Below are 26,487 nucleotides of genomic sequence, written 5' to 3'. Positions count from 1 at the left end.
GATCCCCCACCGGTCCGCCCTTGGAGTGACGTCGATGCCCGACAACGAGGAAAAGCTGCTCGACTACCTCAGGCGGACGACAGCGGAGCTGCGCGAGACGCGGCGGAAGCTGCGTGACGCGGAGGAGGCCGCGCACGAGCCCATCGCGATCGTCGGCATGGCGTGCCGGTATCCGGGGGGCGTGCGTACGCCGGAGGACCTGTGGGACCTGGTCGCCGCCGGACGCGACGGGATCGGGGGCTTCCCCACGGACCGGGGCTGGAACGTGGGGGAGCTGTACGACCCGACCCCGGGCACGCCGGGCCGGTCGTACACCCGCGAGGGTGGCTTCCTGCCCGACGCCGCGGACTTCGACGCCGAGTTCTTCGGGATCAGCCCGCGCGAGGCGTTGACCACGGACCCGCAGCAGCGGCTGCTGCTGGAGACCTCGTGGGAGGCGTTGGAGAACGCGGGCATCGACCCGGTGGGACTGCGGGGCAGCGCCACCGGCGTCTTCGCCGGGATGATGTACCACGACTACACGGGCAACAGCTCCACGGGCTCGATCGCCTCGGGCCGGGTGGCGTACACGTTCGGGCTGGAGGGGCCGGCGGTCACCGTCGACACCGCCTGCTCGTCGTCGCTGGTCGCCCTGCACCTCGCCGGGCAGGCGCTGCGCAACGGCGAGTGCACGCTGGCGCTGGCCGGCGGCGTGACGGTGATGGCGACCCCGGAGACGTTCATCGAGTTCTCCCGGCAGCGCGGGCTGTCGCCGGACGGCCGCTGCAAGTCCTTCGCCGCCGCCGCCGACGGGACCGGCTGGTCCGAGGGCGTCGGCGTGCTCGTGCTGGAGCGGCTGTCCGACGCGCGGCGCAACGGCCACCGGGTGCTGGCGGTGGTCCGGGGCACGGCCGTCAACTCCGACGGCGCCTCGAACGGCCTGACCGCCCCGAACGGGCCGGCGCAGCAGCGGGTGATCCGGGCCGCGCTGGCCAACGCGCGACTGTCGGCGAGCCAGGTCGACGTGGTCGAGGCGCACGGCACGGGCACCGTCCTGGGCGACCCGATCGAGGCGCAGGCGATCCTGGCCACCTACGGGCGGGACCGGGACCGGCCGCTGTGGCTGGGCTCGATCAAGTCGAACATCGGGCATACCCAGGCCGCGGCCGGCGTCGCCGGCCTGATCAAGATGGTGGGCGCGCTGCGGCACGGGCTGCTGCCGCGCACCCTGCACGTCGACGAGCCGTCCCCGAAGGTCGACTGGTCGGCGGGGGCGGTGTCGCTGCTGACCGAGCCGGTGGCGTGGCCCGCCGGCGACCGTCCGCGTCGTGCCGCCGTGTCGTCGTTCGGCATCAGCGGCACCAACGCGCACGTGGTGCTGGAGGAGCCCGAGCCGGCGGAGGCCCCCGAGCCGGCCGCCGCGGCCGAACCGCCGGTGATCCCGTGGGTCCTCTCCGGACGGACGCCGGAGGTGGTGCACGCGCAGGCCGCGCGCCTGGCCGGCGCGGTGGCGGGCCGCGATCCCGAGGACGCCGGGTTCGCCCTGGCCGTCGGGTTCACGCTGGCCGTCGGGCGCACCGCGTTCGAGCACCGCGCCGCGGTGGTGGGCCGCGACCTCGCGGAGCTGGTACGCGCGCTGGAGGCCGGCGTGCAGCCGACCCCCGCCGGCACGGGCGGGCGGCTCGCCTTCCTGTTCACCGGGCAGGGGGCGCAGCGGCCGGGCATGGGCGCCGAACTCGCCGCCGCGTACCCCGTCTTCGCCACCGCCTTCGACGAAGCCTGCGCCGCCCTCGACAAGCACCTCGACCGGCCGCTACGCGACGTCATCGACACCGACGAGCTGCACCAGACCGGCTACACCCAACCCGCCCTGTTCGCCTTCGAGGTCGCCCTGCACCGACTCCTCGAATCCTGGGGCGTCCACCCCCACGCCGTCGCCGGGCACTCCATCGGCGAACTCGCCGCCGCCCACATCGCCGGCATCCTCGACCTCACCGACGCCGCCACCCTCGTCGCCGCCCGCGCCCGCCTCATGCAGGCCCTCCCCGCCGGCGGCGCCATGATCGCCATCGAGGCCACCGAGGACCAGGTCACCCTCCACCTGAACGACCAGGTCGGCGTCGCCGCCGTCAACACCGCCACCAGCCTCGTCATCTCCGGCGACGACACCGCCACCCGCACCGCCGCCGACGCACTCGCCGCGCAGGGCCACCGGACGAAGCGCCTCACCGTCTCGCACGCCTTCCACTCCCACCTGATGGACCCGATGCTCGACGACTACCGGGCCGTCGCCGCGTCCGTCACCCACCACGAGCCCCGCATCCCCCTCATCTCCACCGTCGACGGCCAACCACTGCGACCCACCGCCGACCACTGGGTCGACCAGGTCCGCCAGGCCGTCCGCTTCCACGACGCCGTCACCACCCTCACCACCATCCACAACGTCGACACCTTCCTCGAGGTCGGCCCCGACACCGTCCTCGCCACGGCCGCCGCCACCGGCGACGCCACCGCCATCGCCACCACCCGCCGAGGGCAACCGGAGACGCACACCCTCACCAGGGCCGTCGCCGCCCTCCACACCCGCGGCGTCCCGGTCGACTGGCCCACGTTCTTCGCCGGCGCCCGGACCACGGAGCTGCCGACGTACCCCTTCGAACGCCAGCGGTACTGGGTGGAGAACGCCGCCGCGACCGGGGCGGCGAGCCGGCTCGGGCTCGCCGACACCGAGCACCCCCTGCTCGGCGCGGCCGTCGCGCTGCCCGACTTCGACGGCGTCGTCTACACCGGCCGGCTGTCGACCGGCACCCACCCGTGGCTCGCCGACCACGTCGTCGCGGGCGTCGTGCTCGTTCCCGGCGCGGCGCTCGTCGAACTCGCGGTGCACGCCGCGGACGCGGTCGGCTGCCCGGTGCTGGAGGAGCTGACCACGGTCGCCCCGCTGGTCCTGCCCACCGACGGCGCGGTGCAGCTGCGGTTGCGCGTCGGCGAGCCGGACGAGGAGGGCCGCCGCACCGTCGAGATCCACTCGCGGGGCGAGCACACCGGGACCTGGACGGCGCACGCCACCGGGCTCGTCGCCGCGGAAGCGGTCACCGCGCCGGACACCGTGACCGAGTGGCCCCCCGCCGACGCCCGGCCGGTCGACCTGACCGACGCCTACGACCGGCTCGCCGACTCCGGCTACGAGTACGGGCGGGCGTTCCGTGGCGTCACGGCGGTCTGGGAGCGCGGCGACGAACTGTTCGCCGAGGTCACCCTCCCCGAGGCGGACGAGCGGTTCGCGCTGCACCCCGCCCTGCTGGACGCCGCGCTGCACGCCCCGCTGCTGGCCGACCCCGCCGGTACGGGCAACACCGTGCTCCCGTTCTCGTGGCAGCAGGTGGTGCTGCACGCCACGAACGCCACCGCCCTTCGGGTCCGCATCGCCCCCGTCGACTCCGGCTGGGCGATCACCGCGACCGACGGCACGGGTGCCCCCGTGGTGTCGGTGGGCCGGCTGGAGACCCGGCCGGTCGGCGCGCTCGACGCCCGCCCGACCCACCACGACTCGCTGTACGAGCTGACCTGGACCCCCGTGCCGGCCGCCGCAGGGCAGGACGGGGACGTACGCCTGCTCGACACGACCACGTTCCCGTCCGGCCCCGCCCCGACGGCCACCCCGGCCGGCGTCCGCGCCGTGCTGCACCGCGTCCTCGACGAGCTCACGTCGTGGCTGGCCGAACCCGCCGGCTCCCGCATCGTCGTGCGTACCCGCGGCGCGGTGGCCCTGCCCGGCGAGGACGTCACCGACCTCGCGGGCGCCGCCGTGTGGGGGTTCGTCCGCTCGGTCCAGGCCGAGCACCCCGACCGCGTCGTCCTGGTCGACGGCGACGTGGTGCTGGCCGACGACGAGCCGCAGCTCGTGGTCCGCGACGGCGTCCCGTACGCCGCCCGGCTGGCCCGGGCAGCCACCGCCGACCCGGTCGCCACGGACTTCGGCGCCGGAACGGTGCTGGTCTCCGGCGCGTCCGGCGCGTTGGGCGCGGTGGTGGCCCGGCACGTGGTGGCGGTGCACGGGGTGCGCGACCTGCTGCTGGTGTCCCGCCGTGGCGCGAGCGCCCCGGGCGCCGAGGAGTTGGCGGCGGAGCTGACCGCGTCGGGCGCGTCGGTGCGCTGGGCGGCCTGCGACGTGGCCGACCGGGACGCGGTGGCGAAGCTGGTCGCCGGCTGCGACCTGTCGGCGGTCGTGCACGTCGCCGGCGTGGTGGACGATGGTCTGCTGGCGTCGTTGTCGCCGGAGCGCCTCGACCGGGTGCTGGCGCCGAAGGTGGACGCGGCGTGGCACCTGCACGAGGTGACGGCCGGGACGCCCCTGTCGGCGTTCGTGGTGTTCTCGTCGGCGGCGGGCGTGTTCGGCAACGTGGGCCAGGCGGCGTACTCCGCCGCGAACGCGTTCCTGGACGCGCTGGTCGTGCGACGCCGGGCGGCCGGCCTGACCGGGCAGTCCCTGGCGTGGGGCATGTGGGACGGGGGGATGGCGGGCGAGCTGACCGGCGCGGAGCGGCAGCGGCTGGCCCAGGCGGGCGTACGCGCCCTGCCGGTCGACGAGGGCCTGCGCCTCTTCGACGCCGCGCTCACCTGCGCCGCGCCGGTCCTCGTACCCATCGGGCTCGACCTCGGTGTGGTCGACGGTCCGCTCTACCGCGGCCTGGTCCGCGCCCGGACCCGGCGGGCGGCGTCCACCGGCGACGGCCTCGCCGCGCGCCTGGCCGGCCTGTCCGGACCGGAGTGCGCGGACCTGCTGCTGGACCTGGTCCGCACGAACGTCGCGACGGTGCTCGGGCACCGCGACCCCGACGCCGTCGACCCCGGGCGCGCCTTCACCGAGCTGGGCTTCGACTCGCTCGCCGCGCTGGAACTGCGCAACCAGCTCAACGCCGCGACCGGCCTGCGGCTGCCCGCCACCCTGACCTTCGACCGGCCCAACACCCGCGCGGTCGCGGAGCTGCTGTACGAGCGGCTCGTCCCCGACACCGGCGGCGACGGCGGGCTGCCGGAGGACGAGGTCCGCCGCATCCTGCTCGCCATCCCCCTCAGCCGGCTCCGGGACGCCGGCCTGATGGACAGCCTGCTCGAACTGGGCGGCGTCCGGGTCGCCGCCGCCGAGCCGGACGCCGCGCCCAGCGGATCCATCGACGACATGGACGCCGACGCACTGATCAGCATGGCGCTCGCCGACCTCGGTGAAGCGACGACGGAAGCGGGGAGCTGACCACATGGCCAACTCGGAGGAGAAGCTCGTCACCGCGCTGCGGGCCTCGCTCAAGGAGAACGAGTGGCTGCGGGAGCAGAACCGCAAGCTCAACTCGACGCTGCGCGAGCCGATCGCCATCGTCGGCATGGCCTGCCGCTACCCCGGCGGGGTGCGGACCCCCGACGACCTGTGGGACCTCGTCGCCGCCGGCGGGGACGGCATCACCGGCTTCCCCACCGACCGCGGCTGGAACGTCGCGGAACTCTACGACCCCACGCCCGGCACGCCGGAGCGGTCGTACACCCGCGAGGGCGGCTTCCTGCACGACGCGGCCCAGTTCGACCCGGAGTTCTTCGGGATCAGCCCGCGCGAGGCGTTGACGATGGACCCGCAGCAGCGGCTGCTGCTGGAGACGTCGTGGGAGGCCCTCGAGAACGCCGGCATCGACCCGACCGGGCTGCGCGGCAGCGACACGGGCGTCTTCGCCGGGATGATGTACCACGACTACGCGGAGAACAACGCCACCGGCGCGATCGCCTCCGGCCGGGTGGCGTACTCCTTCGGCCTGGAGGGGCCCGCCGTCACCGTCGACACCGCGTGCTCGTCGTCGCTGGTGGCCCTGCACCTGGCCGTGCAGTCCCTGCGCAACGGCGAGTGTTCGCTCGCGCTGGCCGGCGGGGTCACCGTGATGGCGACCCCGGAGACCTACGTCGCGTTCTCGAAGCAGCGCGGGCTGTCGCCGGACGGCCGGTGCAAGTCGTTCGCCGCCGCCGCCGACGGCACCGGCTTCGCCGAGGGCGTCGGCATGCTGATCGTGGAGCGGCTCTCCGACGCCCGGCGCAACGGGCACCAGGTGCTCGCCATCGTCCGCGGGACGGCGGTCAACCAGGACGGCGCCTCCAACGGCCTGACCGCCCCGAACGGGCCGGCGCAGCAGCGGGTCATCCAGGCGGCGCTGGCCAACGCGCGGCTGTCGGCCAACCAGATCGACGTGGTCGAGGCGCACGGCACCGGCACCACCCTGGGCGACCCGATCGAGGCCCAGGCCATCCTCGCCACCTACGGCCAGGAGCGGGACCGGCCGCTGTGGCTCGGCTCGGTCAAGTCCAACATCGGTCACACCCAGGCCGCCGCCGGCGTCGGCGGCATCATCAAGATGGTGCTCGCCATGCGGCACCGGCTGCTGCCGAAGACGCTGCACGTGGACGCCCCCAGCGACCAGGTCGACTGGACCGAGGGCGCGGTCGACCTGCTGACCGAGGCCGTCGCCTGGCCCCGGGGCGCGGAGCCGGCCCGCGCCGGCGTCTCGTCGTTCGGCGTGAGCGGCACCAACGCCCACGTGATCATCGAGGAGCCGCCCGCGCCGGAGGCCGCGCAGCCCGCCGTGGCGGCGACCGGGCCGGTGCCCTGGGTGGTGTCCGGCCGTACGCCCGAGGCCCGGCGCGAGCAGGCGGCCCGGCTGGTGGCCCACCTCGACCTGCACCCCGCCGCCCCGGCCGACGTCGCCGCCGCCCTGGCGACGCGCGCCCGGTTCGAGCACCGCGCGGTCGTGGTCGGCGCGGACCCCGCCGAGCTGCGGGCCGGCCTGGCCGCCGTCGCGTCGGACGAACCCGGGCCGACCGTCGCCACCGGCGCCGTGCTGGGCGCCGAGCCCCGGGTCGTCTTCATGTTCCCCGGCCAGGGCTCGCAGTGGGCGGGCATGGCCGTCGAGTTGATGGACACCGCCGAGGTGTTCGCGGACCGGATGGACGAGTGCGCGCGGGCCGTCGACGCGTTCACCGACTGGTCGCTGCTGGACGTCGTCCGGGGCGTGCCCGGCGCGCCGTCGCTGGAGCGGGTGGACGTGGTGCAGCCCGTGCTGTTCGCCGTCATGGTGTCGCTCGCGGCGCTGTGGCGGTCGTACGGCGTGCGGCCCGCCGCCGTGGTGGGGCACTCGCAGGGCGAGATCGCCGCCGCCGTCGTCGCCGGCGCGCTCACCCTCGACGACGGCGCCCGGGTGGTCGCGCTGCGCAGCCGGGCGATCGCCGCCGGCCTGGCCGGGCGCGGCGGCATGGCCTCGGTGGCGGCGCCCCGGGCGGACGTGGAGGCGCTGCTCGCCCGGTGGGGCGAGCGGATCTCCGTCGCGGCGGTCAACGGTCCCACCGCTACCGTCGTCTCCGGCGAGCCCGACGCCCTCGCCGAGCTGCTCGCCGCATGCGAGGCCGACGGCGTGCGGATGCGGATGATCCCCGTGGACTACGCCTCGCACTCCGCGCAGGTCGAGGCCATCCGGGACGAGCTGCTGCACGTCCTCGCCGACGTCCGGCCGCGAAGCGCCGACGTGCCGCTGTACTCCACGCTCACCGGCGAGGTCGTCGACACCGCCACGCTCGACGCCGACTACTGGTACGCGAACCTGCGCGGCACCGTCCGGTTCGAGGATGCCATCGACCGCCTGCTCGCCGACGGGCACGACGTCCTCGTGGAGATCAGCCCCCACCCCGTGCTCGGCATGGGGGTACGCGAGATCCTGGACCGCGCCGACGCCCCGGCCGCGCTCGTCGGCTCGCTGCGGCGCGACGAGGGCGGCCTGTCGCGCTTCCTGCTCTCCCTGGCCGAGACGTACGTGCGCGGGGTCGCCGTCGACTGGTCCCCGCACACCCGCGGCGTCCCGGCCCCGCTGCCGACGTACGCGTTCCAGCACCAGCGGTACTGGCAGCTCGCGGCGGCGTCCGCCGTGGACGCCCGCGGCCTCGGCATCGACGTCGTCGGCCACCCGCTGCTCGGCGCCGCGCTCACCGTCCCGGAGCGGGACCTCGTCGTGCTCGCCGGCCGGATCGGCCTGGAGACGCACCCGTGGCTGGCCGACCACGCCGTCCTGGACACCGTCCTGCTGCCCGGCACGGCGTTGGTCGAGCTGGCCGTCCGCGCCGGCGACGAGGTCGGCTGCCCGGCCGTCGAGGAACTCGTCATCACCGCCCCGCTCGTCGTGCCGGCGCACGGCGGGGTGGCCCTGCGGCTCACCGTGGAGGCGCCGGACGAGCACGGCCGCCGCGCGCTCGGCGTCTACGGGCAGACCGACACCGAGGCGAGGATCGGCATGTGGACCCGGCACGCCACCGGTGTCCTCGCCGCCGCCACGGCAGCGGGGGAGCAGCTCACCGAGTGGCCGCCCGCCGACGCGCTGGCCGTCGACCTCGGCGACCTGTACGACCGGCTCGCCGGGCTCGGCCTGCGGTACGGACCGGTGTTCCAGGGCCTGCGGGCCGCGTGGCGGCGCGGCGACGAGACGTACGCCGAGGTGGCCCTGCCGCAGGGCGTCGACGTCGACGGGTTCGGCCTGCACCCGGCGCTGTTCGACGTCGCCCTGCACGCGCTCGCCGCGGACGTCGGGGACGGGGCGGCGAAGCTGCCGTTCTCGTGGAACGGCGTGACGCTGCACGGGGCCGGCGCGACGAGCCTGCGCGTCCGGCTCACCAGGACGGGGGCGGACAGCGCGACCCTGCTCCTCGCGGACCACACGGGCGCCCCGGTCGCCTCCGTGGCGGCGCTCACCGTACGCACGGTGGCCCCGCAGGCGCTCAAGGGACGCAGCGGCTTCGTCGAGTCGCTGTTCCGGCTGGAGTACGTGCCGCTGCCCGCCGGCCGGGCCGAGCGCGGCACGTGGCAGACGCTGGGCGACACGGCGGTCTTCGGCGCGCCGCCGGTGGCGCTGGCCGACGTGGCCGCCGACACGCTCTTCCTGCCGTGCTTCTCCGACGCGCCCGGCATCGCCGCGGTGCCCGACCTGACGGCGTACGCGCTGAGCACGATCCAGCAGTGGCTCGCCGATCCCCGCCAGGCCGAGACCAGGCTCGTCGTGGTGATCCGCCCGGACGACCTCGCCGGCGCGGCGGTGCACGGCCTGGTCCGCTCCGCGCAGGCGGAGAACCCGGAGCGGATCGTCCTGCTGGAGGCCGACGACACCGCCGACGAACTGGTGGCGGCGGCGCTGGCGACGGGCGAGCCGGTGCTCGCCGTCCGCGACGGCGTGGTGCGCGCGCCCCGCCTGGCCCGGGTGCCCGAGCAGGACGTCGCCGGGCCGGCGGTGTTCGGCCCGGACAGCCGGGTGCTCGTCACCGGCGGCACCGGCACCCTGGGCGGGCTGGTCGCCCGCCACCTGGTCACCGGGCACGGCGTACGCGACCTCGTGCTGACCAGCCGTCGCGGCCTCGCCGCCGCCGGCGCGGAGGAGCTGCGCGACGAACTCGCCGAGCTGGGCGCGACCGTGACGGTGCTGGCCTGCGACGTCGCCGACCGCGACCAGGTCGCGGCGCTGCTGGCGGCCCACCCGGTCACCGGCGTCGTGCACACGGCGGGCGTGATGGGCGACGCCACCATCACCACGCTCACCCCCGACCAGCTGGCCGCGGTGCTGCGACCCAAGGTGGACGCGGCCTGGCACCTGCACGAGCTGGCCGGGGACGTCACCGCCTTCGTGCTGTTCTCCTCGGCCGCCGGCATCTTCGGCAGCCCCGGCCAGGGCGCCTACGCCGCCGCGAACGCGCTGCTCGACGCGCTCGCGGCGCGACGCCGGGCCGCGGGACTGCCCGCCCACTCGCTCGCCTGGGGACTGTGGGCCGAGCGCAGCGAGATGACCGCCGACGTGGGCGGCGCGCAGCTGGGCCGGATGGCGCGCAGCGGCATGAGCGAGCTGTCCAGCAAGGACGGCCTGGCGTTGTTCGACGCCGCGGTCCGGTCGGCCGACGCGCTGCTCGCGCCGGTGCCGGTGGACCTCGCCGCGTTCGGCCGCGACGACCGGGAACCGCCGGAGCTGCTGCGCGGCCTGGTCCGCGCCCCGGCCCGCCGGGCGGTGGGCGGCTCCTCCCTCGCCCAGCGGCTGGCCGAGGTGCCCGGCGAGCGCTGGACCGAGGTCGTGCTGGAGGTGGTGCTCACCCGGGTCGCGTCCGTCCTCGGCTACGCCCGGGCGGACAAGCTGCCGGCCGGACGCCCCTTCAAGGAACTGGGCTTCGACTCGCTCACCGCGCTCGACCTGCGCAACCAGCTCGGCGTGGCGACCGGGCTGCGGCTGCCGGCGACCCTGGTGTTCGACTACCCGACGCCGGAGGCGCTGGCCGGGTACCTGGTGTCGCAGCTGGCCGGCGGGCGGACCGCGACGGCGGACGTCGCCGTGACCCGGCACGACCACGAGCCGGTCGCGATCGTCGGCATGGCCTGCCGCTTCCCCGGCGACGTGCGTACGCCCGAGGACCTGTGGCGGCTGCTGGTGGGCGGCGGCGACGCGATCGGGCCGTTCCCCGGCAACCGGGGATGGAACCTCGACGCGCTCTTCGACCCCGACCCGGACACGTCGGGCACCAGCTACGTCGACCAGGGCGGCTTCCTCCACGACGCGGCCCACTTCGACCCCGGCTTCTTCGGCATCTCCCCGCGCGAGGCGCTGGCGATGGACCCGCAGCAGCGGCTGCTGCTGGAGACCTCGTGGGAGGCGCTGGAGCGGGCCGGCATCGACCCGACCAGGCTGCGCGGCAGCCGCACCGGGGTGTACGCGGGCGTCATGTACAACGACTACGGCACCGTGCTGAGCGCCTCCGCCGAGTCGGTCGACGGGTTCCTCTCCACCGGCAACTCCGGTGGCGTCATCTCCGGCCGGATCTCGTACACGCTCGGGCTGGAGGGCCCGACGATGACCGTCGACACCGCCTGCTCGTCGTCGCTGGTCGCCCTGCACCTCGCCATCTCCGCGCTGCGCAACGGAGAGTGCTCCCTCGCGCTCGCCGGTGGCGTGTCGGTGATGTCGACGCCGGGCACCTTCCTGGAGTTCTCCCGACAGCGCAACCTCGCCCCCGACGGGCGGTGCAAGTCGTTCGCGGGCGCGGCCGACGGCACGTCGCTCTCCGAGGGCGTCGGCGTGCTGGTGGTCGAGCGGCTCTCCGACGCCCGGCGCCACGGGCACCCCGTCCTGGCCGTGGTGCGCGGCTCGGCCGTCAACTCCGACGGCGCCTCCAACGGGCTCACCGCACCCAACGGGCCGTCGCAGCAGCGGGTGATCCGGGCCGCCCTGGCCGACGCGCGGCTGTTGCCGTCCGAGGTCGACGTGGTCGAGGCGCACGGCACCGGCACCACCCTGGGCGACCCGATCGAGGCGCAGGCCGTCCTCGCCACGTACGGGCAGGACCGGGCCACGCCCGTGCTGCTCGGTTCGGTCAAGTCGAACCTCGGGCACACGCAGGCCGCCGCCGGAGTCGCCGGCATCATGAAGATGGTGCTGGCGCTGCGCCACGGCGTGCTCCCGCAGACCCTGCACGTGGACGAGCCCTCGCCGCACGTGGACTGGTCCGCCGGCGCGGTACGCGTCGCCTCGGAGACCGTCCCGCTCACCGCCGCCGACCGCCCGCTGCGGGCCGCCGTGTCGTCCTTCGGCATCAGCGGCACCAACGCCCACGTCGTACTGGAGCAGGCCGACCCGGCGCCGCCGGCCGACGAGCCGGCCGTGCCGTTCACGCCGTGGCTGCTCTCCGCGCGGACCGAGGAGGGGCTGCGGGAGCAGATCCCGCGGCTGCGCGCCCACGTCGCCGCCGACCCGACGCTGCGCCCGGTCGACGTCGCGTACACCCTCGCCACCGGGCGGGCCGGGTTCGCGCACCGCGCGGTGCTGCTCGGCGACGAGGTGGTGACCGGCACGGCTGACGGCGGCAAGCTCGCCATGGTCTTCACCGGTCAGGGGTCGCAGCGGGTCGGCATGACGACGGAGCTGATGGGCTTCCCGGTGTTCGCGGCGGCGTTCGACGAGGTGTGTGCGGAACTCGACCGGCACCTGGAGCGGCCGTTGCGGGAGGTGTTGGACACCGAGGAGGTGCATCAGACGGGGTGGGCGCAGCCGGCGTTGTTCGCGGTGGAGGTGGCGCTGTTCCGGTTGTTCGAGTCGTGGGGGGTGCGGCCGGACTTCGTGGCGGGGCACTCGATCGGTGAGTTGGCGGCGGCGCACGTGGCGGGGGTCTGGTCGCTGGCCGACGCCGCGAAGGTCGTCGCGGCGCGGGGCCGGCTGATGCAGGCGCTGCCGACCGGTGGCGCGATGGTGGCCGTACGGGCCACCGAGGACGAGGTCGTCCCGCTGCTCTCCGACGCCGTGGCGATCGCGGCCGTGAACGGGCCGGAGTCGGTGGTGCTCTCCGGCGACGAGACCGCCACCCTCGCCGTGGCCGAGAAGCTGTCGGGGAAGGGCCGCAGGGCGCGGCGGCTGACCGTGTCGCACGCGTTCCACTCGCCGCTGATGGACCCCATGCTGGACGAGTACCGCGCGGTCGTGGCCCAGGTGGACTGCCGGGAGCCGGCCATCGAACTGGTCTCGACCGTCACGGGCGAGCCCACCACGCTGGACGCCGAGCACTGGGTGCGGCAGGTGCGCGAACCGGTCCGGTACGCCGACGCGGTCGCCACGCTGGCCGCGTCCGGGGCCACCACCTTCCTGGAGATCGGCCCCGACGCGGTGCTGACCGCGCTCGGTCGCAACGTGGCCGACGGCGAGTGGATCCCGGCGTGCCGCAAGGGCCGCGCCGAGGCGGAGACGGTCGCCACCGCGCTCGCCCGGCTCGCGGTGCGCGGCACGACCGTCGACTGGCCCTCGGTGGTGCCGGGGCGGACCGTCGAACTGCCCACGTCCGCGTTCCAGCACCAGCCGTACTGGCCCCGGGCGGGCGCCGGCACCGGCGACGCGAGCGGGCTGGGCCAGACGCGGGCGAACCACCCGCTGCTGGGCGCGGCGATCGAGCTGCCGGACGGCGGCGCGGTCTTCACCGGCCGGCTCGCGCTGACCACCCACCCGTGGCTGGCCGACCACGCGGTGGCGGACCTGGTGCTGCTGCCCGGTGCGGCGCTGGTCGAACTGGCGGCCCACACCGGCCGCGAGGTCGGCTGCCCGCGCGTCGAGGAGCTGACGTTGGAGGCGCCGCTGGTGCTGCCGGACTCCGGCGGCGTCCAGGTGCGCGTGACGGTGGGCGAACCGGCGCCGGACGGCGGCCGGGAGGTGGGCGTCCACTCGCGGACCGAGGACGGGGACGGGTGGACCACCCACGCGGTGGGCCGGCTGACCCCGGCCGGGGCCGCCGGCGCCGACCTGCGGGCCTGGCCGCCGGACGCGGAGCCGGTCGACGTCTCCACGGCGTACGACGACCTGTTCGCGCGCGGCCTGCGCTACGGCCCGGTCTTCCAGGGCCTGACCGCGGCGTGGCGGCGCGGCGACGAGGTGTTCGCGGAGCTCACCCTGCCCGAGCAGGCCCACGACGACGCCGGCCGCTTCGGCCTGCACCCGGCGCTGCTGGACGCCGTCCTGCACGCGGTGGCGTCGACCGGCGACGGCGACCCGGTGCTGCCGTTCTCGTGGCGCGGATTCACCGTGCACGCGGCGGGCGCCGACCGGCTGCGGGCCCGGATCGTGCCGGGCGACGGCACGGCGGCCATCACCCTGGCCGACGCGACCGGCGCCCCGGTGGCCTCCGTCGAGGCGCTGGCGGTACGCCCCGTGTCGCCCGAACAGCTGGCGGCACTGCGCCGCGACCGGCACGAGTCGCTGCTGCGCCTGGACTGGACGCCGCTGACCGGATCGCCCCGGCCGCGCACCCTCGCGGTGCTCGGGGAGCGGATCGACGGCCTCGACGCGACCGCGTACCCGGACCTGGCGGCCCTCGCCGCCGCCGTCGACGCCGGCGCCGCGGTACCCGAGGTGGTGGTGGCGCGGTGCGCCCCGGACCGGGGCGTCGCGGAGGACGCGCGGGCCCGTGCGGCCACCCACCAGGTCCTCGCCCTGGCGCAGCAGTGGCTCGCCGACGAGCGGTTCGCCGCCGCCCGCCTCGCCGTCCTGACCGGCGGCGCGGTGGCCACCCGTCCCGACGGCGACGTCACCGATCTCGCCGGGGCGGCGGCCTGGGGCCTGGTCCGCTCCGCGCAGTCCGAACACGGCGACCGGTTCGTCCTGGTCGACGTCGACGACGACCAGGGCGCCGGGACCGGCCTGTCGGCCGCGCTCGGCTCCGACGAGCCGCAGCTCGCCGTCCGCGGCGCCGACGTCCTGGTGCCCCGCCTGGCGCGGGCCGGCGCCACCGACGAGATCGCCGCGACCGGGTTCGAGGGGACCGTCCTGGTCACCGGCGCCACCGGCGCACTCGGCCGGCTCGTCGCCCGGCACCTGGTCACCCGGCACGGCGTGCGCGAGCTGGTGCTGGTCAGCCGCAGCGGCCCCGCCGCCGAGGGCGCGACCGAGCTGCGCGACGAACTCGTCGCCCTGGGCGCCGAGGTCACCGTCGCCGCGTGCGACGTCGCCGACCGGCCCGCCCTCGCCGCGCTGCTCGCGGCGCACCCGGTGCGCGGGGTGGTGCACACGGCCGGCGTCGTCGACGACGCCGTCATCTCCTCGCTCACCCCGGACCGGATCGACCGGGTGCTGCGGCCCAAGGTCGACGCCGCGACGAACCTGCACGAGCTGACCCGGGACCTGACCGCGTTCGTCCTGTTCTCGTCGGCCTCCGGGGTGCTCGGCGGCCCCGGCCAGGGCAACTACGCCGCCGGCAACGCCTACCTGGACGCGCTCGCCCAGCACCGGCGGGCGAACGGCCTGCCGGCCGTGTCGCTGGCCTGGGGCCGCTGGGAGCAGGCGGGCATGGTGGAGCAGTTGACCGAGGCCGACCTGCGGCGCATGTCGCGCTCCGGCGTCGACGCGCTCCCCGTCGAGGAGGCGCTGGACCTCTTCGACGCGGCGCTGCACACCGGGGGCATGGTGGCGCCCATCAAGCTCGACCACCGGGCCCTGCGGGAACGCGCCGTCGCGGGCATGGTGCCACCGGTGCTGAGCGGGCTGGTCCGGGTGCCCGCCAGGCGGGCGGCCGACGCCGACGCGGGAGCGGCCGACGCGCTGCGGCAGCGGCTCGCCGGCCGGGACGCCGAGGAGGCCGAGGCCCTCCTGCTGGACCTGGTGCGTACCCAGGTGGCGGGGGTGCTGGCCTACCCGGACCCGGGTGCGGTCGCCGCCGACCGGCCGTTCAACGAGCTCGGCTTCGACTCGCTCACCGCGGTCGAGCTGCGCAACCGGGTGAACGCGGCGACGGGGCTGCGACTGCCCGCGACGCTGGTGTTCGACCACCCCACGTCGAAGGCCCTCGCCGCGTACCTGCGGGCCGAACTCTCCGGCGAGGCGGGCGACACCAACGCGGTGCTGGCCGCGTTCGCCGAACTCGACCGTCTCGAGGCGGCCCTGTCGGACGTCGACGAGCAGTCCCGCACCCGGCTGACGCTGCGGCTGCGCGACGTGCTCTCGAAGCTGGGCGGCGAGCCGGCGTCCACCGGCAACGACATCGATTCCGCGACCGACGACGAGGTCTTCGCTCTCATCGACAGCGAGCTGGGGATCTCATGACAGTGCGAGGAGGGCGACCGTAGTGGCCAACGAGGACAAGCTCCGGGACTACCTGAAGCGGGTCACGGTCGACCTGCAGAAGACCCGGCAGCGCCTGCACGAGGTGGAGGCGTCCGCGCACGAGCCGGTCGCGATCGTCGGCATGGCCTGCCGCTACCCCGGCGGCGTGACGAGTCCCGAGGACCTGTGGCGGCTGGTGGAGTCCGGGACCGACGCCACCGGCGCGTTCCCGACCGACCGCGGCTGGGACCTGGAGTCGCTGTACGACCCCCAGTCGCAGCGGGAAGGCACCTCGTACACCTCGCGCGGCGGTTTCCTGTACGACGCGGCGGACTTCGACCCGACGTTCTTCGGCATCAGCCCCCGCGAGGCGGTCGGCCTGGACCCCCAGCAGCGGCTGCTGCTGGAGGTCGCGTGGGAGACGCTGGAGCGCGCCGGCATCGACCCCACCTCGCTCGCCGGCAGCCCGACCGGCGTGTTCACCGGCCTGATGTACCACGACTACGCGGGCAGCAACAGCTCCGGCAGCGTGGTCTCCGGCCGGGTCGCCTACACCCTGGGACTGGAGGGGCCGGCGGTCACCGTCGACACCGCCTGCTCGTCGTCGCTCGTCGCGCTGCACCTGGCGATCCAGGCGCTGCGCCGGGGCGACTGCACCCTCGCGCTCGTCGGCGGCGTCTCGGTCATGGCGACGCCGCTGACGTTCGTCGAGTTCTCCCGCCAGCGTGGCCTGTCACCGGACGGGCGGTGCCGCTCGTACTCGGCGGACGCCGACGGCACCGGGTTCGCCGAGGGCGCCGGCGTGCTGCTGGTGGAGCGGCTGTCGGACGCGCTCGAGCACGGCCACCGCGTCCTGGCGGTCGTGCGGGGCTCCGCGGTCAACCAGGACGGCGCGTCGAACGGGCTGACCGCGCCCAACGGGCCGTCGCAGCAGCGGGTCATCGAGGCCGCGCTGGTCGACGCGGGCCTGTCGACGCGCCAGGTCGACGTGGTCGAGGGGCACGGCACCGGCACGACCCTGGGCGACCCGATCGAGGCGCAGGCGCTGCTCGCCACGTACGGCCAGGACCGGGAGGACCCGCTCTGGCTCGGCTCGGTGAAGTCGAACATCGGCCACACCCAGGCCGCGGCCGGGGTCGCCGGGATCATCAAGATGGTGGAGGCGATCCGGCGCGGCGTCCTGCCCGCGACGCTGCACGCCGAGCAGCCGTCGGACCAGGTGGACTGGACGGCCGGCAACGTACGGCTGCTGACCGCCGCCACCGAGTGGCCGCAGACCGGGCAGCCGCGCCGGGCCGCGGTCTCGTCGTTCGGGTTCAGCGGCACGAACGCCCACGTGATCGTGGAGCAGGCGCCGGCCGCCGCCGCGCCCGAGCCGGCCGCCGCGCCGGTGACGTCGCTGCTGCTCACCGCCCGCGACACCAACGCGCTGCGGGACCAGGCGCGGCGGCTCTCCGCCGTGGTGTCGCAGGTGGAGCCGGCCGAGCTGGGGTACGCCCTGGCCACCACCCGGTCCCGCTTCGCGCACCGGGCCGCGGTGCTCGGCGGCACCGCCGAGGAACTGGCCGCCGGCCTGGGCGCCCTGGCCCGCGACGAGCAGGCCGCCAACCTGGTCCGCGGCCGGGTGGCCGACGGCGGGGTCGCGATGCTCTTCTCCGGGCAGGGCGCGCAGCGGCTGGGCATGGGCCGTGGGCTGTACGCGGCGTACCCGGAGTTCGCGGCGGCGTTCGACGAGGTGTGCGCCGCCCTGGACCCGCACCTGGACCGGCCGCTGCGCGACGTCCTCGACACCGAGGACCTGCACCTGACCGGCTGGACCCAGCCCGCCCTGTTCGCCGTCGAGGTGGCCCTGTACCGGCTCGTCCGGTCGTGGGGCGTCACCCCCTCGGTCCTGGCGGGGCACTCGATCGGCGAGCTGGCCGCCGCACACGTCGCGGGGGTGTTCACGCTCGCCGACGCGGCCCGCCTGGTCGCCGCCCGGGGCCGGCTGATGCAGGCGCTGCCGGCGGGCGGGGCGATGCTCGCCGTGCAGGCCACCGAGGACGAGGTCGCGCCGCTGCTCGGCGCGGACGCCGACATCGCCGCCGTCAACGGCCCGGACTCGGTGGTCGTCTCCGGCACCGAGGAGGCGGTGGCGGCGGTGGCCGCGCGCTTCGCCGACCGCCGTACCCGGCGGCTGACCGTGTCGCACGCCTTCCACTCGCCGCTGATGGACCCGATGCTCGCGCAGTTCCGGGCGGTGGCCGAGACGGTCTCGTACGCGCCGCCGAGCATCCCGCTGGTCTCCACGGTCACCGGCGCGCCCGCGGGCGACGAGCTGGCGACGCCCGACTACTGGGTCGGGCAGGTCCGCGCGACCGTGCGCTTCGCGGACGCGGTACGCGCCGCCGCCGCGACCGGCGCCACGACGTTCCTCGAACTGGGCCCGGACTCGGTGCTCGCCACCATGGCGGCGGACTGCCTGGACGGCGACGTGCTGGCCGCGCCGGTGCTGCGCCGGGACCGCGACGAGCCGAGTGCCCTGGTGGAGGCGCTGGCGCGGCTGGAGACCCGGGGCGTCGCGCTGGACCCGGAGGCGTTCTACCACCGGTCCGGGCGGTCCCGGGTGGACCTGCCGACGTACCCCTTCCAGCATGAGCGTTTCTGGCAGGACAGCGTGGACCCGGCCGGCTCCGGCCAGGCCGGCGACGACGACGGCCTGTGGGCGGCGGTGGACAGCGGTGACCTCGACACGGTGGTCACCACGCTCGACGTGGACCCGCAGGCGCCCCTGGCGTCGGTGCTGCCCGCGCTCTCCGCGTGGCGCAGGGGACGGCAGGAGCGCTCCGCGCTGGACCGCTGGCGCTACGAGGCCCGGTGGGAGCGCCGCCCCGGCGGCACCCCGGCGGCGCTGACCGGCACCTGGCTGCTGGTGGTCGCCGACCCGGCGGTGCCGGGCGACGCGGGCGCAGCGGTGGCCGACGCGCTCACCGCGCACGGCGCCACGGTCGTCACCACCTCCCCTGCGGACCTGGCCGGCCACCTCGACGCGGAACCGGCCGGCGTGGTCTCCCTCCTCGCGCTCGACGAGGCGTTCCTGCCCGCCCACCCCGGCGTTCCGGCGGGCGCCGCCGCCACCCTCGACCTGATCCGCGCGCTCGCCGGGCGGGGTGCCAGGCTGTGGTGCCTCACCCGTGGCGCCGTCGCCACCTCCCCGGCCGACCCGGTGACCGGCGTGGCGCAGTCGCAGGTGTGGGGCCTCGGCCGGGTCGCCGCGCTGGAGCTGCCCGACACCTGGGGCGGCCTGGTCGACCTGCCCGCCGAGCTGGACGGGCGCACCGCCGCCGCGCTGGCCGCCGTGCTCGCCGGCATCGGGGAGGACCAGGTCGCGGTGCGCCCCGACGGGGTGTTCGTCCGCCGGCTGCACCGCGCGCCGGTGACCGGCGCCCCGCGCTGGCGCGGCGCGTCCGGCACCGTGCTGATCACCGGCGGCACCGGCACCCTCGGCATCGAGGCCGCCCGCCTGTACGCGCGCCACGGCGCCGAGCGGGTCGTGCTGCTGAGCCGGCGCGGCACCGCCCCCGCCGAGGCGCTCGACGAGCTGCGCGGACTGGGCGCGCAGGTCGACGTCGTCGCCTGCGACGTGGCCGACCGGGCTGCCCTGGCGGCGGTCGTCGACGGCTACCCCGACGTACGCGCCGTGGTGCACGTGGCGGGGCTGGCCCAGCTCACCGGCATCGTGGACATGGACCTCGCCGAGTACGCCGACGTCGTCTCCGCCAAGGTGGCCGGCGCCACCCACCTCGACGCGATCTTCGCCGATCGCGACCTCGACGAGTTCGTGCTCTTCTCCTCCGTGGCCGGCGTCTGGGGCAGCGGCGGCCAGGCCGCCTACGCCGCCGGCAACGCGCACCTGTGCGCCCTCGCCGAGGCGCGGCGCGCCCGGGGGCAGGTCGCCACCGCCCTCGCCTGGGGCCCGTGGGCCGAGAGCACGCTGGTGGACGACGAGATCTCGGCCTCGCTGCGCAAGCGGGGCCTGGCGCCGATGGCGCCGGAGCGGGCCGTCGCCGCCATGCGTACGGCCCTGGCGGCCGGGGACACGGACGTCGTGCTCGCCGACGTGGACTGGGCCGCCTTCGTGCCGTCGTTCGCCGCGCTGCGGCCGAGCCGGCTGTTCGACACCATCCCCGAGGCCGTGGTCGACGAGGAGCCGACCGAGACCTCCACCTCGTCGGACTTCGCCCGCCGGCTCGCCGACCTGCCCGAGGCGGAGCGCCTCGACCACGTCGTCGGGCTGGTCCGCACCCAGGTCGCGCTCACGCTCGGCTACGCGGGACCGGAGGCGGTCGAGCCGGCCTCCGCGTTCAAGGAACTGGGCTTCGACTCGGTCACCGCCGTCGAGTTCCGCAACCGGATGGTCGAGGCCACCGGCGTACGGCTCTCCGCGGCCGTCGCCTTCGACTACCCGACCCCGGTCGCGTTGGCCGAGCACCTGCTGGAGACCGGTCGCACCGAGGTGGTCGTCGGCACCGTCGCCGCCGACGAGCCGATCGCCATCGTTGGGATGAGCTGCCGCTTCCCCGGGGGCGTCAGCTCGCCCGAGGAACTGTGGGCGATGCTGCGCGAGGGGCGCGACGGCATCGGCCCGTTCCCCACCGACCGCGGCTGGGACCTCGACGGCCTGTTCCACCCCGACCCGGAACACTCCGGGACCAGCTACGTCCGCGAGGGCGGCTTCCTCGCCGACCTGCCGGGCTTCGACGCGGCCTTCTTCGGCATCAGCCCCCGCGAGGCGGAGGCCATGGACCCGCAGCAGCGGCTGGTGCTGGAGGCGTCCTGGGCGGCCTTCGAGGACGCCGGCATCGACCCGACCACGCTGCGGGGCAGCGCGACCGGCGTGTACGTCGGCGCCAACAACGTCGACTACGCCCGGATCACCGGCGCGGCCGGGGCGAGCGCGGAGGGCTTCATGGCCACCGGCAACGCCGCGAGCATCCTCTCCGGTCGCCTCTCGTACGTGCTGGGGCTGGAGGGCCCGGCCGTGACCGTGGACACCGCCTGCTCGTCGTCGCTGGTGGCGATGCACCTGGCGGTGCGGGCGCTGCGCTCGGGCGAGTGCGCGATGGCGGTCGCTGGCGGCGTCACCGCCATGTCGACGCCGGGCGCGTTCCTGGAGTTCAGCCGGATGCGCGGGCTCGCCCCGGACGGGCGCTGCAAGGCGTTCGCGGCCGGCGCGGACGGCACCAACTGGGGCGAGGGCATCGGCATGGTCGTCCTCGAACGGCTCTCCGACGCGCTGGCGGCGGGCCACGAGGTGCTGGCCGTGCTGCGCGGGACCGCCGTCAACCAGGACGGCGCGTCCAACGGGCTGACCGCCCCCAACGGCCCCTCGCAGCAGCGGGTCATCCGGCAGGCGCTCGCCGACGCCGGGCTCTCCACCGCCGACGTGGACGTGGTCGAGGCGCACGGCACCGGCACCACGCTGGGCGACCCCATCGAGGTCGACGCGCTCTTCGCCACGTACGGCCGGGACCGCGCCGCCGAGCGCCCGCTCTGGCTGGGCTCGGTCAAGTCGAACATCGGGCACACCCAGGCCGCCGCCGGCGTCGCCGGGGTGATCAAGGTCGTGCTCGCGCTGCGCCACGGCGAACTGCCCCGGACCCTGCACGTGGCCGAGCCGACGGCGCACGTCGACTGGTCGGGCGGCGTACGGCTGCTCGCCGAACCGCAGGCGTGGGAGCGCAACGGCCACCCGCGTCGCGGCGGCGTCTCGTCGTTCGGGTTCAGCGGCACCAACGCCCATCTCGTCATCGAGGAGGCACCGGAGGCGACCGAGGCCGAGCGGACGCCCGACGACGGGCCGGTCGCGCTCGTGCTCTCCGCCCGCTCCGACGGGGCGCTGCGCCGGCAGGCCGCCGACCTCGAGCCGCTCCTGGCCGAGGTGGCGCCCCGCGACCTGGCGTACTCGCTGTCGCTGCGGGCCACCCACCCGCGCCGCGCGGTCGTGGTGGGCGGCGCCGACGAGCTGCGCGCCGGCCTCGCCGCGCTCGCCGCGGGGGAGCCCGCGCCGAACCTGGCCACCGGGGTCGCCGCCGGCACGCCGGGGAAGGTGGCGTTCTCCTTCCCCGGGCAGGGCTCGCAGTGGATCGGCATGGCCGTGGAGCTGCTCGACACCGCCCCGGTCTTCGCCGCTCGGATGGCCGAGTGCGAGGCCGCGCTGGCGCCGCACGTCGACTGGTCCCTGGAGGCCGTCCTGCGGCAGGGGGAGGAGCTGGACCGGGTGGACGTCGTCCAGCCCGTCCTGTTCGCCGTCATGGTGTCGCTGGCCGAGCTGTGGCGCTCCCACGGGGTCGAGCCCGCCGCCGTGGTGGGGCACTCCCAGGGCGAGATCGCCGCCGCCTGCGTGGCGGGCGCGCTCTCCGTGGCGGACGCGGCCAGGGTCGTCGCCCTGCGCAGTCGGACGCTGCTGCGCCTGTCCGGCAAGGGCGGCATGGTCTCCGTGCCGCTGCCGGTGGCCGAGGTGCGCGACCGGCTGGAGCGCTTCGACGGCCGGGTGACCGTGGCGACCGTCAACGGGCCGCGCTCGACGGTGGCGGCCGGCGAGCTGGACGCCCTCGACGAGCTGCTGGCCGAGTGCCAGCGCGACGGCGTGCGCGCCAAGCGCATCGACGTGGACTACGCGTCGCACTCGGCGTACGTGGAGGAGCTGCACGAGGAGCTGCGCGACGTGCTGGCCGGGCTGGAGCCCCGCCGGCCCGAGGTGCCGCTCTACTCGACCGTGGACGACCGCTGGCTGGACGACGTCGCGATGGACGCCGAGTACTGGTACCGCAACCTGCGCCAGACCGTCTGGTACGAGCCCGCCGTCCGGGCCCTGCTCGACACGGGCGTCACCACGATCGTCGAGGTCAGCCCGCACCCCGTGCTCACCATCGGCGTGCAGGACGTCATCGACGACGCGGAGGCCACCGCCACCGTGGTCGGCTCGCTGCGCCGGGACGAGGGGGGACTGGCGCGCTTCCTGCTCTCCCTGGGCGAGGCGCACGTGCACGGCGTGCACCCCACGTGGGGCGTCGAGGGCGCGCGACGGGTCCGGCTGCCCGGCTACCCGTTCCAGCACGAGCGGTACTGGCCGGCCGTCGGCCAGGCCACCGCCGACGCGGCCGGGCTGGGGCTCGCCGCCACCGAGCACCCGCTGCTCGGCGCGGCGGTCGCGCTGGCCGACACCGACGGCCTGCTGTTCACCGGCCGCATCTCGGTGGCCGCGCACCCGTGGCTGGCCGACCACCGGGTCGGCGGGCAGGTGTTCGTGCCCGGGACCGCGCTCGTGGATCTCGCGGTCCGCGCCGGCGACGAGGTCGACTGCGGGCGGGTCGAGGAGCTGACCCTGACCGCGCCCCTGGTGCTGCCCGAGAAGGGCGGGGTCCAGGTGCAGCTGCGCGTCGGCGCGCCCGACGAGAACGGGCAGCGGCAGCTGACCGTCCACTCCCGGCCTGACGGGGTCGCCACCGACGCGGCGCCGTGGGTGCGCAACGGCGTCGGCCTGCTCGCCCCCGGGGAGCCGGCGGGCGGCTTCGACACCGCGTGGCCGCCGGCGGCCGAGCCGGTTCCGTCCGACGAGCTGTACGCCACCCTGGCCGCGGCCGGTCTCACGTACGGCCCGACGTTCCAGGGCGTACGCCGGGTGTGGCGGCAGGGCGAGGAGATCTTCGCCGAGGTGGCCCTGCCGGCGGAGGCCGCCCGGACGGCGGCCGGTTACGGCCTGCACCCGGCGCTGCTCGACGCCGCGCTGCATCCGCTCGCGCTCGTCACCAGCGGCACCGAGGCGCTGCTGCCGTTCGAGTGGAGCGGCGTCTCCGTGTACGCCGTCGGCGCGACGGAGCTGCGCGTCCGGCTGCGTCCACGCGGCCGGAACACGGTCGCGGTGACCGTCGCCGACCAGAGCAACACCGTGGTCGCCGAGGTCGAGTCGCTGGTGCTGCGGGAGGCCAGCGCCCCCGCGCGGCCGAGCACGCACCACGACGCCCTGTTCCGCCTGGAGTGGACCCCGGTGGCCGCGCCGGCGACCGCGCCGGACGCCCGCTGGGCGGCCCTCGGCGGGTGCACCCTGCCGCAGGACGCCGGTCTCGTCACCGACGCCTACCCGGACCTGGCGACCCTGCGGGCCCGGGTGGCCGACGGCGCGCCGACGCCCGCCCTGGTCGTGCTGCCCTGCGCGGCCGGCGCGGCCGACGACCCCGCCGGGGCGGCCCACCGGGTCGTCCACGACACCCTCGCGGTGCTGCGCGAGTGGCTCGCCGACGAGCGGTTCGCCGACGCCCGGCTGGTCGTCGTCACCCGGGACGCGGTGAGCGTGCACGAGGCGGCCCCCGACCTGCCCAGCTCGCCGGTGTGGGGCCTGCTCCGGTCGGCTCAGAGCGAGCATCCGGACCGCTTCGTCCTGCTCGACGTCGACGACCGCGAGCCGCACCGGCTGCTCGCGGCGGCCGTGGCGGCCGACGAGCCGCAGCTCGCCGTCCGCGACGGCGTCCTGCTGGCCCCGCGGCTCGCCCGCGCGGCGAGCAGCCCCGCGCTGGCGGCGCCGCCGGTCGAGCGCTGGCGGCTGGACGTCACCGAACGCGGCACGCTGGACAACCTGGCGCTGCTGCCCGAGGCGGAGGAACCGCGTCCGCTGGGGCCGGGCCAGGTGCGCATCGCGATGCGGGCCGCCGGCCTGAACTTCCGGGACGTGTTGATCGCCCTCGACATGTACCCCGGCGGCGGCGTGATGGGCGGCGAGGGCGCCGGCGTGGTCGTCGAGACCGGGCCGGACGTGACCGGCGTCGCGGTCGGCGACCGGGTCATGGGCCTGTTCTACGGCGCCTTCGGCACCGAGGTGGTCACCGACGCGCGGATGGTCGTGCCGGTGCCGTCGGGCTGGTCGTTCGCCACGGCGGCGTCGACGCCGATCGCGTTCTGCACCGCCTACTACGCGCTGGTCGACCTGGCCCAGGTCAAGCCGGGGGAGCGGGTGCTGGTGCACGCCGCGGCCGGTGGCGTCGGCATGGCGGCGGTCCGCCTCGCCCGGCACCTCGGCGCGGAGGTGTACGGCACCGCCAGCACCGGCAAGTGGGACGCGCTGCGGGCGATGGGGCTGCCGGACACGCACATCGGCAACTCCCGCACCCTGGAGTTCGAGGAGCGCTTCGGCGCGGCCGGCATCGACGTGGTGATCGACTCACTGGCGAAGGAATTTGTCGACGCCTCGCTGCGCCTGCTCCGCGCGGGCGGCCGGTTCGTCGAGATGGGCAAGACCGACGTGCGGGACCCGGACCGGGTCGCCGCCGACCACCCGGGTGTCGCCTACCAGGCGTTCGACCTGCTCGCCATCGACCCGGACCGGGTCGGCGCGATCCTGCGCGACGTGGTCGCCCTGTTCGGGACGGGCGACCTCACGCCGCTGCCGGTGCGGCCGTACGACATCCGTCGCGCCCCGGAGGCGTTCCGGTTCATGTCCAAGGCCCGGCACGTCGGCAAGCTCGTGCTCACCGCGCCGCCCCGGCGGGACCCCGACGGCACGGTGCTCGTCACGGGCGGCACCGGCACCCTCGGCGGTCTGCTGGCACGGCACCTGGTGACCCGGCGCGGGGTGCGGCACCTCCTGCTGACCAGCCGTCGTGGCCCGGACGCCCCCGGGGCCGCCGAGCTGGTGGCCGAGCTGACCTCGTACGGCGCGGAGGTCACCGTCGCGGCGTGCGACGCGGCGGACCGCGCGGCGCTGGCCGAGACCCTGGCCCGGGTGCCCGCCGCGCACCCGCTGACCGCCGTGGTGCACACGGCGGGCGTCCTCGCCGACGGCCTGGTCGCCGCGCTGACCCCGGAGCAGGTCGACGCGGTGCTGCGACCCAAGGTCGACGCGGCGGTCAACCTGCACGAGCTGACCCTGGGCGCCGAGCTGGCCGAGTTCGTCGTGTTCTCCGCGGCGGCCGGCACGATGGGCGGCCCCGGGCAGGGCAACTACGCGGCGGCGAACACCTTCCTGGACGCGCTCGTGGCGGGGCGCCGGGCGGCCGGGCTGCCCGCCCGTTCGCTGGCCTGGGGCCTGTGGAGCGAGGCGAGCGGGATGACCGCGCACCTCGACGCCAACGACCGCGCCCGGATGGCCCGCGTCGGCCTGCTGGAGCTGTCGGTGGAGCAGGGCATGGCGCTGTACGACGCGGCGGAGCTGGTCGACGAGCCGCTGCTGGTGCCGATGCCGATGGACCCGGCGGCGCTGCGCGAGCTGGGCCGGGCGGGCCTGCTGCCCGCGCTGCTGCGTGGCCTGGTGCGGGGCCCGTCCCGACGGTCGGTGGAGCAGGCGGCGCAGTCGCCCGGCGCCCTGCGCGACCACCTGGCGAGCCAGAGCGGCCCGCAGCGGCGGCACACCGCGCTGGAGTTCGTCAAGGCACAGGCCGCCGCCGTGCTCGGGCACGCCGGCGCGAGCGCGGTGGACCCCGACCGGCCGTTCACCGAGCTGGGCTTCGACTCGCTCACCGCGGTCGAGTTCCGCAACCGGCTGAAGGCGGCCACCGGCCTGAAGCTCTCCGCGACCATGGTGTTCGACCACCCGACCGCCGCGGCGCTCACCGACCACCTGCTGACCGGGCTGGCCCCGGCCGAGGTGGACCCGGCCGCGGGGCTGTTGGCCGAGCTGGACCGGCTGGAACGCTCGTTCGCCCAGGCCGGTGCGGCGGGCCTGGAGGAGGCGGTCAAGGCACGGATTACCGAACGGTTGCACGCGGTGATGTCGAATTGGCGTGGCAGGTCCGACGTGGACGCCGAACCCGACGGACCGGACGTGGGCCTGGTGCTGAAGACCGCCTCCGCCGACGAGCTGTTGCGGTTCATCGACGACGAACTCGGCGCCGCCTGAACCGGACGCGCTGAG

At 76.1% G+C, this 26,487-nt stretch carries 3 protein-coding genes; all 3 read left to right on the top strand.

What is annotated here, in order from left to right; all coding sequences use genetic code 11:
- The first annotated feature begins 25 nt into the window (after window positions 1–25).
- The 3 genes from ACPXCB_RS28545 to ACPXCB_RS28535 are packed head-to-tail and all read left to right on the top strand — an operon-like array spanning window position 26 to window position 26,472.
- Window positions 26–5,233, top strand: coding sequence for a type I polyketide synthase (locus ACPXCB_RS28545; RefSeq protein ID WP_425878957.1), 5,208 nt, complete (start codon window positions 26–28; stop codon window positions 5,231–5,233).
- A complete protein-coding gene (locus tag ACPXCB_RS28540) occupies window positions 5,205–15,602 on the top strand; it encodes an SDR family NAD(P)-dependent oxidoreductase (protein WP_425878955.1) in 10,398 nt (3,465 codons plus the stop codon). The genes ACPXCB_RS28545 and ACPXCB_RS28540 overlap by 29 nt, the downstream gene beginning before the upstream one ends.
- Window positions 15,603–15,624: 22 nt before the next feature.
- Complete coding sequence (locus tag ACPXCB_RS28535) at window positions 15,625–26,472, top strand: type I polyketide synthase (RefSeq protein ID WP_425878953.1); 10,848 nt, start codon at window positions 15,625–15,627, stop codon at window positions 26,470–26,472.
- Window positions 26,473–26,487: the final 15 nt, after the last annotated feature.

Origin of the sequence: Micromonospora sp. DT62 (assembly GCF_049847285.1) — a bacterium.
Lineage (GTDB): Bacteria > Actinomycetota > Actinomycetes > Mycobacteriales > Micromonosporaceae > Micromonospora > Micromonospora reichwaldensis.
This window is presented reverse-complemented; position numbering and strand designations above follow the sequence as displayed.